Origin of the sequence: Bacillus timonensis (assembly GCF_004799755.1) — a bacterium.
Classification (GTDB): domain Bacteria; phylum Bacillota; class Bacilli; order Bacillales; family Bacillaceae_L; genus Ferdinandcohnia; species Ferdinandcohnia timonensis_A.
On the sequence record NZ_SLUB01000017.1, the window covers coordinates 61,668 to 76,191 of the forward strand.

At 38.5% G+C, this 14,524-nt stretch carries 12 protein-coding genes; 9 read left to right on the forward strand and 3 right to left on the reverse strand.

Going from position 1 to position 14,524, the window contains the following annotated elements:
* Positions 1-39 precede the first annotated feature (39 nt).
* From E1I69_RS11310 to E1I69_RS11325, 4 genes are all read left to right on the forward strand, one after another.
* Complete coding sequence (locus tag E1I69_RS11310; protein WP_242634580.1) at positions 40-1,584, forward strand: extracellular solute-binding protein; 1,545 nt, start codon at positions 40-42, stop codon at positions 1,582-1,584.
* Between the two features lie 20 nt (positions 1,585-1,604).
* A complete protein-coding gene (locus E1I69_RS11315; RefSeq protein ID WP_136379720.1) occupies positions 1,605-3,737 on the forward strand; it encodes a BglG family transcription antiterminator in 2,133 nt (710 codons plus the stop codon).
* Positions 3,734-5,170: a PTS mannitol transporter subunit IICB gene (locus E1I69_RS11320; RefSeq protein ID WP_136379721.1), complete on the forward strand. Its 1,437-nt coding sequence runs from the start codon at positions 3,734-3,736 to the stop codon at positions 5,168-5,170. The genes E1I69_RS11315 and E1I69_RS11320 overlap by 4 nt, the downstream gene beginning before the upstream one ends.
* 113 nt (positions 5,171-5,283) lie before the next feature.
* Positions 5,284-6,249, forward strand: coding sequence for an aminoimidazole riboside kinase (locus E1I69_RS11325; RefSeq protein ID WP_136379722.1), 966 nt, complete (start codon positions 5,284-5,286; stop codon positions 6,247-6,249).
* Between the two features lie 63 nt (positions 6,250-6,312).
* Here the strand turns inward: E1I69_RS11325 and E1I69_RS11330 are convergent, their stop codons facing one another.
* Positions 6,313-6,747: a GNAT family N-acetyltransferase gene (locus E1I69_RS11330; protein WP_136379723.1), complete on the reverse strand. Its 435-nt coding sequence runs from the start codon at positions 6,745-6,747 to the stop codon at positions 6,313-6,315.
* Positions 6,748-7,113: 366 nt separating this feature from the next.
* Between E1I69_RS11330 and E1I69_RS11335 the strand changes: the two genes are divergently transcribed.
* The 4 genes from E1I69_RS11335 to E1I69_RS11350 all read left to right on the forward strand — a co-directional run bounded on the left by E1I69_RS11335 (position 7,114) and on the right by E1I69_RS11350 (position 12,545).
* Entirely contained in the window at positions 7,114-8,559 is a 1,446-nt protein-coding gene (locus E1I69_RS11335; RefSeq protein ID WP_136379724.1) for a S41 family peptidase, read from the forward strand.
* Positions 8,560-9,165: 606 nt separating this feature from the next.
* Complete coding sequence (locus tag E1I69_RS11340) at positions 9,166-10,368, forward strand: PDZ domain-containing protein (protein WP_242634581.1); 1,203 nt, start codon at positions 9,166-9,168, stop codon at positions 10,366-10,368.
* Positions 10,369-10,564: 196 nt separating this feature from the next.
* Complete coding sequence (locus E1I69_RS11345; protein ID WP_136379726.1) at positions 10,565-11,116, forward strand: RNA polymerase sigma factor; 552 nt, start codon at positions 10,565-10,567, stop codon at positions 11,114-11,116.
* A complete protein-coding gene (locus E1I69_RS11350) occupies positions 11,082-12,545 on the forward strand; it encodes a hypothetical protein (protein WP_136379727.1) in 1,464 nt (487 codons plus the stop codon). Before E1I69_RS11345 ends, E1I69_RS11350 begins: the two co-directional genes overlap by 35 nt.
* Positions 12,546-12,627: 82 nt before the next feature.
* Here the strand turns inward: E1I69_RS11350 and E1I69_RS11355 are convergent, their stop codons facing one another.
* Positions 12,628-13,857 (reverse strand): MFS transporter, encoded by a 1,230-nt coding sequence (locus E1I69_RS11355; protein WP_161974880.1) that lies wholly within the window; start codon positions 13,855-13,857, stop codon positions 12,628-12,630.
* Positions 13,858-13,963: 106 nt separating this feature from the next.
* On the opposite strand from E1I69_RS11355, the gene E1I69_RS11360 reads away from it, so the two are divergent.
* Positions 13,964-14,353, forward strand: a complete 390-nt coding sequence (locus tag E1I69_RS11360; protein WP_136379729.1) for an SgrR family transcriptional regulator — start codon at positions 13,964-13,966, stop codon at positions 14,351-14,353.
* Here E1I69_RS11360 and E1I69_RS11365 read toward each other — a convergent pair.
* Positions 14,334-14,524: ATP-binding protein (locus tag E1I69_RS11365; RefSeq protein ID WP_161974828.1), on the reverse strand; the 191-nt coding region annotated here is incomplete at its 5' end. The two genes, E1I69_RS11360 and E1I69_RS11365, sit on opposite strands and share 20 nt — an antisense overlap.

The window sequence follows — 14,524 nt, forward strand, 5'->3', positions numbered from 1 at the left end:
TGTTTGAAAGCGGTTAAAAGTTTGATAGGGGGGGTGCTTTTGTATAGACAGTCTTTTTATCATACCTCAATCGTTATCATTATTTTGATCTTATTATCTAGTTGTTCACACTCGTTAGATAAAAGAGATTACAAGATTGATAGTGAACAACAAGTGAATCCTAAGATTTTAGTTCATGCGCCTTTCGAAGGATGGGTAGCGGGTCTTCCAAAAATCGAAGCCCCGGAAGGTTTTAATTGGCGGCAATTTGAAGGGGTGAAACTGAACATGATATCTGAAAACACACCTCCCTCTGCCGCACTAGCTGCACAAATTAATAAATTTGAAGAAGTGACAGGGATAAGCGTAAAGATAGAGCAAGAAGACCTTCCTACAATTATCGAAAAAGTAGGTTTGGATTTTAATGCAAGATCGGGTAACTATCAGATTATTTATGCAGACCCTTTTCAGATTCTTGCTAAATACCCAGAGAATTTTGTGGACCTTACTAGTTTTAATCGAGATCCTACATTGCCCCATATTCCGGGAGGTGTAGAGGATTTCATTCAAAATCAGCTTGATGTTGTTGGGTACATTGAAAATAGAGACAAGCTCTTAGCATTGCCGTTTGATGCTCCAACTATGTTACTTGCGTACCGTAAGGATGTGTTTAGTAAGTATAAAGAAGCGTTTATCAATGAAAATGGATACGACTGGACGCCGGGACCTGATTTTACGTGGCAGCAATATTACGAAGTTGGCAAATGGATTAATGAAAAAATTGAGGAAGGGAGTATTACTGAAGTTAAGTATGGGATTGGTCATCAAGCTAAAAGACATGACTCGTTGATGAATGATTTTAGTAATATTCTTGCTGCAAATGGTGGTGACTATCTTGTTAGACCCAATCCAAATCTCCTTGGAACGACAAAACCCGGTAAATCTGCTATGACTACCGATATAGCAATTGAATCAGCCGAATTTTATAAACGATTGCTCAAGATTGCAGATCCTGAAAGCACTTCATATGATTGGTATGAATCAGCCGAAGCTTTTGCAGCTGGAAGATTTGCCATATCACCACAATGGCATGAGTATTCTTCGATATTTGAAAATAAAGGAAAATCTAAAATAGCTGGGAATGTAGGGTGGACCATTCTGCCTAAAGGAGAAGTCCGGCATGCCAATTCGTTTGGTGGAACGGGAATTGGAATTAATCGATTTGCTACGGATCATGAGCAAAAAGCAGCTTGGCTATTTTTGGTTTGGGCGACCTCCCCACAATTACAATATATGATTTTACAATCTGACCTCGGAGGATCCACACCTACACGATATTCTGTTTATCAGCTGCCCGATGTAAAAAATGGGATGGAGTACGGTACACCTGAATCAAAGCAAATGCCCAATTTAATGCCCATGAAAGCTACATTTGAGGCGTGGAAGAATGAGAATATCTATATGCGACCTAAGATACCACAATGGCAGCAAGTCGATACATTTATTTTTACTGAACTATCAAAAATGATTGCTGGAAAACAAAATCCAAAGGAAACAACTATAGAAATTTCGAAAAAAAGTAACAAAGCTACTGATAATGATTAAGTCGAGAGGATCGATAGAAGATGTTACCAATACTGAATTCACGTCAAAAAGAGTTGTTGAGAACATTACTAATCGCCAATAAGCCTGTACCATACAAAGAGCTGTCAGAGATGTTCAAGGTGAGCACGAGGACTATTCAAAGAGAAATGAACGCACTAAAATCCATCCTCGATGATTATGACTTAAAAATTGGAAGAAAAATCGGTTCAGGGCTTGAGTTAAAAGGACGAAAAGAGGAGAAGGAAAAGGTAAAAAAACTCATAGAAGAGACGAAAACTTTATCTGCTTATTCTCCAGAAGAACGCCAAGAAGGTATTACCTATGATTTATTGTTATCGAAGGAACCCATTAAGCAATATGTATTCGGCAAAAAATATGGGGTGACTGAAGCGACGATTAGCTATGACCTAGACAAAGTAAGTGCTTGGTTTTCAAAAGGTGAGGTCACACTTATTCGGTCCCCTGGAATTGGCATTTTTATCGACGGGACGGAGCAACAGCGAAGAACGCTTTTATCACGGTTGCTCCATAAGGATATAACATTTGAAGAGTGGCTAGAGCTTTTTCATGGCAGAAAGAATGTAGAAGCTTTACAAGGGAAATTAGGAGTAGTGATAAGAAATAGATTATTAAAGATTGTTCAAACCGATAAAATCCTTGATGTTGAGCGGGTTGTGCATCAAGTCCTAGAGAAACAACCGGATATCGAACTCACTGATCGCAACTATGTGAATCTAATCGTACATTTAATACTCGCGTTGGAGAGAACTCAAAGTGGAGAAGTCATTGAAGAGCCACAAATCATTCAAGACGTAGTAGTAGATAGTGAAATGTATTCTATAGCTGAACAAATTGTAACACAGTTAGAAAAGGAAATTTCGATCACAATCCCTAAAATTGAGGTGAGTTATATTTACCTCCATTTGGTAGGCGCTAGGTTAGCGAAAGGGAAAAAGGTTATGAACGACGATGGCAGTGAAGAATTTACGTGGATCGAATTAACAAAAAGTTTTATTCGTGCCGTAGAACATTTTCTTGAAGAATCCTTTGCAGGAGATGAATTACTTTCCGAAGGATTGGTTTCGCATTTTGCCCCATCACTTAACCGTTTAAAGCATGGTCTTCAAATACATAATCCAATGCTGAAAAAAATTAAAGAACGGTATCCGGACATTTATACTGCTTGTCAAAAGGCATGTGAGTTATTGTCAGAGAAAACTGGATTCGCAATACCCGACGATGAAGTTGGATACTTAGCAATGCACATAGGAGCTGCCCTGATTCGGAGAAAGAATTTGGTGAAAAAAGAATTCAAAGCCATTGTGGTTTGTGCGAGTGGCCTTGGTACATCAACATATTTGGCATCGAGAATCCGTAATGAAATGCCAAACATTCATGTCGAGGCGGTCATTTCAATGAATCAGCTTGATAGAATCTTAAAGGAACAAGAAGGTATTGATATTGTGATTTCAACGGTGAATTTATCAAATGTTCATAATGAAAATATCGTTATTGTAAGTCCGTTTCTGAAGGAGGAAGACATAGCTAGAATTCAAGTAAGCCTTACAAATGTCGGAGAACAGAAGTTTTCTCGGAAAAATGTAGAAGTACCTCATTTGCTGTCCTCATCACTGATGTCTCTTGCCAAATACGGGGAAGCCATCATGCAGATTTTACGAAATTTACAGATTTACGATAATGTAAATGAAACACCTCTCGTCTTACCAAGTATTTTGAATCATATAAGGGATGTCGAAGTCGTAAAAGAACTTGAGACACTTTTTACCGATTTAGAAAAACGTGAAAGGCAAGGAGGATTTGTTCTAGGGGATTTGGCAATGATTCACGCAAAGACTGAGGGAGTTAAACAATTACTTGTTGTTATTTTCCGACTGGAAAAAATGGTTCCATGGAAAATTGATGAAGAAGAACAACCAATCAAAACAGTCATTTTATTAACTGCACCAAAACATGCACCAAAAGAACATATTGAAATGATAAGCGAGATTAGTGCCATGTTTGTAGACGAGACATTTGTAAACGTTTTATCATCCGCTGAGTCTGATGTCGTGATCAATACAATCGAGGAAGTATTATCAAAAGCATACGAGGTAAAAGCGGCACGTGCCCTAAAGGAGTCCAAGGGTAAATGAAAAAATTGGGTCAATTATTGAGCGCGATGGTGTATCAGAATATCTCTGTCATTATTGCAGTTGGAATTATTCATGGAATCTTTGGGATTTACGGATGGTGGTATAATGATCGGATTTTACTGATAGTCGATCCTGTTTATAGTACTCTTTTACCTGTTTTATTAGGTTACACAGGTGGAAGATTAATAGGAGGACAACGTGGAGCTGTGGTCGCCGCCATTGTGACATATGGGTTAACTTTAGCAAGTTCTACCCCAGCAATACTAGGTGCAATGATCATTGGTCCTTTGACGGGCTGGATGATCAAAAAGGTCGATCATTTTATAAAAAAGAGGCTTCCCGGTGTCGGATACGAATTGCTTATAGGAAATGTTCTTGCATCCATAATTGCCATTATCCTTACAATTGTATGCTTTCTATATGTAGGGCAAACACTTTCTATGGGAGTGCAATGGTCTACAAAATTATTAGAAGCTGTTATTTATTCCGGGTGGCTCCCCCTAGTATCAGTCATCATTGAACCAGCGAAGGTTTTCTTCTTTAATAATATTATCAATTTTGGTATTTTGGGTCCGCTTGGAATCCAACAAGCAAAAGAGTTAGGAAAGTCAATCTTTTTCTTGTTAGAAAGTAACCCGGGGCCTGGTTTGGGGATTCTTCTTGCCTATTGGTTAAAAACAAGGAACGAACAAAGAGATGGAGCCAAAATAGCTTCTGCCATTCACTTTTTTGGAGGAATACATGAAGTATATTTTCCATATGTACTAATGAAGCCTCAGCTTATCATTTCACTAATATTAGGTGGGATGGCTGGAGTGCTAACCTTTCAGATTTTCGATGTCGGTCTTGTGGCTCTTCCTTCACCGGGGAGCATCTTCCTGTTTATCGGACTTGCACCAAAGGAGGATATGTTTTTTATTCTTTTAGGTGTGGTCCTTTCAGCACTTATATCTTTTCTATTTAGCATCCTTCTGTTAAAACAGATTTCTGATTCTCCGACCGAAGAGGAAAATAGGGAAACAATTATTGAGTTTTACCGTTTGGAAAGAGATGAGAGACTAGTCAAAAGTAAAATGATGGAGAGAACTAGTCAGTTCCCTATGAAAAGGAAAAGTGAAGAAGTGGAAGAAACGTTAAAAAGGGTAAAAAAGATCGAAAAAGTCTTTTTTGTTTGTGAAGCGGGGATGGGTTCAAGTGCCATGGGAGCTGCTATGTTAAGAAGGAAGCTCGGACAGGTTAATCTGGTGGTCGATGTAGGTAATTCATCTATTGATGAGATTCCTTACGATGTGGATCTAGTTATTTGCCATCAGAAACTCCTGTCTACTGTTCAACAGGCAGTACCTAATAAAGCATGCTATCCGCTTAAGTCTTTTACTGATATGAAAGGGTATGACGAACTAATAAATCATCTTAAAGACATTATTACATAATTTCACAGTGGATAAAAAAACAATAACATTACGTTTGTATAGGAAGTCACAAGCGTATTTTTCAACATAGCTTCAGTCATAAAACTTCAAGCATAAAAGGGGTGGTGTGAATTATGAAAAAAGGCATTATATGTTTAGGAGAAGCATTAATTGATTTTATTCCTTTAGATACCGACAATATTACTTATCAAAAGAGCCCTGGAGGTGCACCGGCAAATGTTTCAGTTGGTTTATCCAAACTTGGTGCAAAATCAGCCTTTCTCGGCAAAGTGGGGAACGATGTTTTAGGGCGCTTTTTAAAAGGAACATTGCTAGAGTACGGTGTGGATGTAACAAATATGATTCTATCAAATGAAGCCCGAACCGGAGTGGTATTCGTAAATCTAGATGAAAATGGAGAGCGGACCTTTGAATTCTACATTAATCCAAGTGCGGATTCCTTTTTATCTGAAACAGAGGTAAACCCTATTTTATTCAAGGATAATAAAATCTTTCATTTTGGTTCCATTTCATTAATTAGTGAATTATCAAAAGTCGCGACAATAAAGGCTGTTGAGTTTGCAAAACAGGAAGGACTTTTCGTTTCTTACGATCCAAATCTGCGTATTGATTTATGGAAGGATATAGGTTCGGCCAGGGAAACAATTATATCCATGTTAGATAAGGTTGACATACTAAAAATATCTGAAGACGAGCTCATCTTTATTTCTGAATGTGAAAGCATTGAAGAAGGAATACAATGGTTTTCACATTATGATATTCCGGTTATTTTTGTTACCCTTGGTGAAAAAGGTAGTCTTGTCTTTTCAAACATTACAACAATTGAAACAGCTGCTATGAAAGTTGAGGCTGTCGACACAACTGGTGCTGGAGATGCATTTGTTTCAGGTGTCTTGTATGGGATTAATGAGTGGGTAGATGATTTATCAACTCTTACAGAAGAAACATTAAAGAAAATTGTTCGGTTGGCTACGATATCTGGTGGCCTTGCAGCATCAAAAAAAGGAGCAATGACTGCACTCCCAGATTTAGCAGAAATTAAAGATTTGGAAGAACGTCTTTCACAGCAGATTGGATGAGAATAAAATTCTTAATAGAAGTCTATAGGGGCAAAGCTTGGGCTTATGCCCCAGAATTTCATTCTACAACTCCCTCACAAACGCATAACTTTTCCGCTCATACCCCATTTTTTCTTCGTAAAAACGATGCGCATCCACACGTTGCAGTCCAGATGTCAATGCCACTTTGCCACAACCTAACCCACGAGCAAGTTCATGTATATAAGAAAGAAGTGCTTCACCATAGCCTTTTGAACGTCCAGCCTCGTCTGTCACCAAATCATAGACATACATATTCTTACCGTAATAAAGATTAAGTTGTTGCGCGACGCCAGTAACCGCCACAACCTCTCCTTCGTCAAATAATGCAAACAATCGATACCCTTGAGGTTGCATCTCTTTTACTAAGTTCACAAATTCCTCGAGCGTCAAATGTGTCCGTAATTGCTTCATAACCGGAAATGCCATCTTCCACTCATCAACCTTCTGTAATTCACGAATTTCAAGCGCCAACACCATCACTCCTCCAAAATATTTCCTCTATCATACAGCGGATATCCACCAGTTACTACATTTTTCTTTACTTCACTCTAAAAAAACTTTTATAATGAAAAAGGAACGAAATTTTTTATCAAGGCACATCGGGGCGTTGCCTCATTTTTGTCATAAAGTGTACAAGCATTACATATTTTTATACAAAGGCATCGCACTGACGCATGTGTGGTGCCTTTTCCTGCAACTCGATCCAGATAGTCAAAAGGACCTGTAAGTACATCCCAATCGTGACATTTTGACTATCATATGTGAGAGAATGTATGAATAAGAACATAAAAGCTACAAAAATTAACGGTATGCGTTTGTATTTAGAGATGAGGAGGAACACAGGTGAGTCGTAAAGTTGTCGCATTATATATGGTACTATCCTTACTATTAGGGGCGAGTGCTACATTTTTAGTGGTTCAGTTGCTTGACCAAAACGAACAACCACTCGTTCAGCAGCCAAATCAAAACAAAGAAGGCACTACTAAAGATGACACAGAAAATTTATCTAAAATCGGTCAAGCGTACAACATGATTTTATCAAGCTATGTTGAAAAGGTTGACGAAAAACAATTAATTGAGGGTGCCATTCAGGGGATGGTTAGTACGCTGAATGACCCATATTCTGCATATATGGATGAAGAAACTGCTGCCCAGTTCAATGAATCACTGGAGTCATCGTTTGAAGGAATTGGCGCAGAGGTAAGTATGATGGAAGGCAAGGTCACAATAGTCGCTCCATTTAAGGATTCACCGGCTGAAAAAGCAGGGTTAAAGCCAAATGACCAAATCATCAAGATTGACGGCGCAAGCATCGAGGGTCTTGATCTGTACGAAGCGGTATTAAAAATCCGCGGTGAAAAAGGAACGGTTGTTACCCTGCAAGTCATGAGACCGGGTGTAACAGATTTAATGGATGTCAAAGTTACCCGTGATACCATTCCAATTGAGACGGTATATACAGACTTAAAAGAATATAACAACAAAAAACTGGGTTATATCGAAATCACATCATTTGCAAATGATACTGCAGAGGATTTTGTTCTGGGACTAAATGAATTAGAGGACAAAGGCATTGAAGGCCTGATCATTGATGTTCGTGGAAATCCGGGTGGACTCCTTGAAAGTGTGGAAGAAATTTTAAAACAGCTTGTTACAAAAGAAAAGCCATATGTTCAAATTGAAAATAGAAACGGCGAAAAACAGCGCTTCTTCTCGACTCTTGAAAAACCAAAGGACTACCCAATCGTCGTATTAACAAATGGAGGTAGTGCTTCTGCGTCAGAGATTTTAGCGGGGGCGTTAAAAGAAGCTGGTGGCTATGAACTAGTCGGTGAAAAAACATTTGGTAAAGGAACCGTTCAACAGGCTCGCGACATGGGTGACGGAAGTAATCTTAAATTAACAATGTTCAAATGGTTAACACCGGATGGAAACTGGATTCACCAAAAAGGAATCGAACCAACTGTAGAGGTGAAGCAACCAGAATACTTCTATGCGAACCCAATCCAGTTTGAAAAAGAGCTTACACAAAACATGAACAATGAAAAAATCAAAAATGCCCAAATTATGTTAAGTGGATTAGGATTTGACCCAGGTCGTGAGGACGGCTATTTCAGTGGAGAAACCGTCATTGCCGTAAAAGCCTTCCAACAAGCAAATAATCTAGAAGCGACGGGTACAATCAACGAAAAAACTGCCAGCGCTATCGAAGCAAAAGTCATCGAATCCATCCGTGACCAAAAGAACGACCAACAACTCAAAAAAGCAATGGAAGTCATAACCAAATAAAACCTCAAAACACCTCTCCACGTCTGGAGAGGTGTTTTTTTGAAGAACCGCAGGGACGGTTCTTGTGGTCCCGTTAACGTATTCGGCCTTCCGGTTCACCTGGAAGGCTGACTAACTTATGGGGGGTGCGATTAAACTCGCGGATAAACTTCTGAACCCGAAGATTTGCGTCTGAATTGGCGGATATGCGTCTGAACCCGGAGTTATGCGTCTGAATTGGCGGATATGCGTCTGAACCTGGAGTTATGCGTCTGAATTGGCGGATATGCGTCTGACCTGGAGTTACGCGTCTGAATTGGCGGATATGCGTCTGAACCCGGAGTTATGCGTCTAAATCCGCAGATATGCATCAGAACACACAAATATGCATCAAACCCCCACCAATATGCGTCAAAGCTCGAACATTTGCACTAAACAGGGATATCGGTGCAAAATTAAGACAACTGACAAACTTGGCAGTATATCAGACAAAGTCAAATTCCCGACTCCAAATCCCCAACATCCTTTTTCCATAAAAACAACGTATGCTTTACGTCAAGTATTTGGTACAATAAAAGTTAGTATATCGAACGAATTTTTTTACATATAAAGCCAAATTCATAGGTGGTGAAAAGATTGATTGAAGCATGGTTACTTGAATTTTCAAAAGGAATTGGACGATTCTTTCTGCACCCTTTGTTTTACTATTTTGTCGGATATTGCGTGCTCCTAGGCTATTTCCGTGTTAAACGCGAACGGCGCTCATTTCATATAAGAGTAGAAGACGGGTTCTACGACCTACGATCACTCCTTCCAGGTGGCTGGCTTGCAGGACTACTCATTTCCGTCCTAACCATCGCTGTTGGTGTTGTGATTCCATTTGGCAGTATCGTGTTAATTGCACTCGTCACATTATTACTGAGTTTACCAATCAACACACGTTTACTTTCTCCAGCATATATTTTAGGAGTATCGTTTTTCGGTATTATTTTGCTCTCAAATCTATCAGTTGAAAATAAATATATTACGAGATTGCTAGACGACATGGGTAACACAAGTCTAGTATCCATTGCAATTTTACTAGGTGCCCTGCTATTAGCGGAGGGGTTACTGATTCTGAAAAAAGGTCATATCGGCACGTCACCAGACCTTTTAAAAAGCAAACGAGGGCTCCCAGTCGGCGCTCACATATCGCAAAGGTTGTGGCTCGCACCAGTATTTTTACTGATGCCAGGGGAGGCTCTCACCACACATTATGAATGGTGGCCGGTATTTACCGTGTCCGGACAAGCTTACTCATTGATTTTAGTACCATTTGGAATTGGTTTTTATCATAAGGTAAAAAGCATGCTTCCAACCAAAAGTATTCCGGTCGTTGGAAAACGCGTCATCCTATTAAGCATCATCGTTACTGGTTTAGCGGTTGTGAGCATCTGGTTTCCAGTTGCAGCAATCATTGCAGCGTGTTTTGCATTAGCCGGACGAGAACTCATCTACCTGAAGCATTATTTTATGGACGAATCGAAACCATCGATTTTTTCACAACGAAACCAAGGTCTTCTCGTTCTCGGGATTATTCCACAATCGCCAGCTGAAAAAATGCAAATCAAAATTGGTGAGACGATTTCAAAGGTCAACGGCATACAAGTAAAAACTGTCCAGGAATTTTACATGGCCCTCCAAAAAAATCGTGCATTATGTAAGTTGGATGTACTCGACATCAATGGAGAGGTCCGTTACGTACAACGCGCGCTATATGAGGGTGAACACCATGAACTTGGCATCCTTTTTGTGAACGAAGGCAAGAGATGGAAGCACAAAGCGGTGTAGCCGCATTTTTTCATAATTTACAAAAATGACTAATAAGAGAAACGGCATATGCTGTTTCTCTTTTGTTATTTATATAAAACATCAGCCTCCTGTCCAAATGATTAAGGAGGATTATTATAAAAAATGAAGAAATACACTTAATGGATTTGAAACAAAATGCATTGACACCCGACTTGTTAGTGAAAGGGGGATGTAAATGAGTAACGGGTTGGATATAGAAAGTTTATATAGAGAATTTCATTTAGATATTTATCGTTTTTCGTTGTATTTTTCCAGTAACAAACAAGATGCAGAAGACATTACACAAGAAACGTTTATAAAAGCAATACGAAACAGTCACACGCTGAGGGATCATGCTCGTGCAAAGTACTGGTTACTATCGATTGCTAGGCACACGGCAATCGATCATTTGCGAAAAAAGAAGCTGAAGTCTACATTACCTGATTTACTTCAAAAAATGACAAACCGAGAAAGAAAGGATACATTGGATGACCATCTTCTGTTCAAAGAGCAATGGCAGGAAATCCAAAGTGCTCTATTTCGAATAAAGCCTCATTATCGAAGTTTACTCATTTTAAGAGGAATTCAGGAAATGACAATCAAGGAGACAGCTGAAATATTGGAGTATACCGAATTAAAGGTCCGGGTTGATTTTTTTCGTGCGGTGAAGATTTTGAAAAAGGAACTACAGGTATTGGAAGGAGTGAATGAAGATGAAAAAGACCGAAAATCTAACTCAAGAGGCTAAACAGCTACTTCATCCAATTAAAGATAGACCGGACCTAGTACCAAGTCAAGATTTTGTGAAGGAATTACATGATCGAATCATGTTGGAAGAAACAAAGAAAAAACCAAGAGTACGGGTATTTCCCTTATATGCAGCAGCTACAGCTGTTCTTCTGATTCTGCCGTTACTCATTTTATCTGCACTGTTTGAAAAAGAAAAATCAAAAGCCTTTGAGATTGAGGAAACCTCCCACATTCAATTGGTGGATACGATCGAATATGGAAATGGAGATGGAGAAATCGGCTCTGATATTGCACAAGGTATGAACCCAGTTAGTAGTTTTGATATGGAGAATGGAACCTTATATCTTTTAGATGAAGCGAGGTTTCAAGTAGTGATTAGGGATCGTGATGGAAAAACAACATCATTTCCTATTCGAAAAAAACAAAATATGGTCGGTGTTCTTGAAGATATATTGGTCACAAAAGACGGAGATATTTACATTTTAAACTCGGGAGAAGAGATTGTGTATCAATACAAAGTGAACGGTGAGCTGACACATATTTATGATTTAACACAACTTGATTTATTCTTCCCAGACTCCTTATATGAATTTGAAAATAATGAAATTGTTGTTAGCCAAAATCAAGAGAGATTTGCGAGCTTAAAAGCAATGAGTTTCATAGAGGAAGAGAATCTGCCTTTTCATTTTAAGGTAGTAAATCGTAAAGAAAGTAAATTAGTACTCAATGATGAAGGAAAGCAGACTGAGCTTTCGTTGTTCTCAGATTTAGGACATGGCAATTTGGCTTTACAAAAGGTGACAGATGAACAAATTATTTACATGCAGACCCTTACTCCACCTGTAAATACTCCTATTTCAGAGACACATGTATTTGGTCTTGATAAGCAGGGTGCTACGCTCGGAGGTGTACGTATCCCAGAAGAAAACTTTATCAATAAACCTCAACGAATGGAGAACTTTATTAAAACAGATCGAAATAAAATCTACCTCCTTATTCCTGAAAACGAACATATAGCCTTATATGAACTAACCCTGGGAAAAGAGTATGAAAGCTTTATCGAGGAACAGGTAGAAAAAGTCAATATTGGCTTTGACTATCGAACATTTGGGAAGCCTTTTCCGGAATTAGAGGAGGAAATGAACAAGCTATTAAAAAGTGGCGAAATTCAATACGGGAATGAAGATTCATTGAATGGAGTAGCCATCAATGAACATGGAACAGTTGTAATCGATTTTAAGGATTTCATGGCGGGAAGTCCGGCAAGTGCTGAAGCGCAAAATTTTTTTAGCGCACTGAATGCAGCAACTTTTGAGAAATTCCCAGAAATACAACAAATCTATTTTCAATTTGATGGTAGCTTTAGCGCATGGGTTCATTGGTTAGAAAGCATCGAAGAACCTTGGAAGAGACAAGATCCACAGTAAACAAATTGCGGGAAAGATAAAATGAACTCTCTAAGCAAGGCTGCATTTGAACTTAATATGCAGCCTTATTTTATTATTTGTCTTATATGACAGTGACTTTCCTCTCCTCTTCCTCCACATTCAATTTTGTTAGCTTAGTAAATCGTAAAGGTACGAGGAAGGAAATGAATCCAAGAGTAAAGAAGATGAACCGGATATCTATAGCTTCAGCAATAATCCCCGTTAGAAACCCTGCCAATGGTAGTGCCCCCATCCCCAGCATTGAGATAATTCCGTTTACCCTACCAAAAATATAGGAGGGAACAAGTCTTTGACGCATTGTTTTAAATAACACATTGAACATAATAACAGGTGCACTTTGGATGGCGACAGCAAGTAATAAGGTTTGCCAATTCCAACTGAAGGAGACTGTGATAATGCCCAGTCCACTGATCATGATATTATTTAACATTAGACGAATATGGTTACCTTTGTTTCCTAGATGATTAACGATTGCGATAGCGATTATTTGTGTAACTGCTGCACCTGCATAAACCCATCCAATTTCCTCAGAAGTTAACAATAATTTTTCACGAGAAAAATAGATTAGCATACTAATTAGTGCTCCATTGGCTACATTTGCAAGTAATACAAGTAGGGTGAAAGGTCCTAAAATGGAGTGCTTTAACAAAAAGTTAGCCCCATCACGGAGCTGTTGCCATGAATTTGATGTAACCTTCGAAGGAGCTTCCTTTGATAAAAACGTCAAAAATAAAATAGAAACTGCAATTGGGAAAAATGAGAACGCATCTAAGAAAAGAACATTGTATACATTTATTTTTGATATTAAGATTCCTGCTAACATACTACCAAGCAGAACTGAAGAAGTATCAATAAACTGAAGGGTCGTATTGACTTTTATTAAGCTTTCTTTCTTGAACAGTTGTGGAACTACGGTTGCATTCACTACAGAGAATACGGCCCCAAAACTTGCAATAATGAAGCCCAGAAAATATATATGCCAAATCTGTAACACTTGTAAAATACTTAAAATTGGTATGATAGCCACCAATAAGCCTTGAAGAAGGGCACATGCAAAGAGTAGTGTTCTTCGCGGGAAACGATCAGCAAGGACTCCGGCGATTGGAGACACAAGAATAAATGGCAATGTTTGAAAAAGAAACATCATTCCCATACTTGCAGCCGATTGAGTTAATTCATAGATGAGCCAAGGAATTGCAATAATGTAAAATTTATCTCCTAATTTTGATAATGCGGTTCCAGAGAAATAAAGAATCGCATTTTGTTCCCTCCAGATTGAATGTTTAAACATAGGATCCATCCTTTCTATATTCATTCATAACTATTATGAACTTTCTAAAAAGGGGGAAAAAGGGTAATATTAGGATGAAAATGTCCCCTTTTAGGAGGTTGAAGGAGTGGAGGAACGTTATTTCCTATTACGGTCACATTTAGAGCATTTTAAAAAAGGAAGGAGCTATGAATGTAAGCTTGAAGATGTTGATGCAATTTGGTGTTGTTCTAGAAAAAATACAAAACGTATTATCCGGCAATTAGAGGATAAAAAACGTTTAACCTATCAACCTGGTAAAGGAAGAGGAAATGTATCAAAAGTAACCTATTTTACTTCTTTTCAAGACGAGATAGAGACCTTCATAAATGGTTGTCTAAAAAAGGGCGAACTTGAAAAAATCGCCGAAATTCTCCGTCTTCCAATTCCAAAGTCTTGGGTTGTTATAAATGTCAACACAAATATGTACATTTTTGCTTGTTTAAGGATGTACAAAATTACTCATTTTCTATCGTAAAATGATCCTTTAAGCGGTAGGAATCCCCCACCATTGTCACGACTGTCGCATGGTGTAAAATACGGTCTAGAATGGCATTTGCCAGTTTAGGTTCCTGAAAGACTTCATCCCATGCTTTAAAATTTACATTTGTTGTTAAGATAGTACTTCGCTTTTCATATCGCATATCAA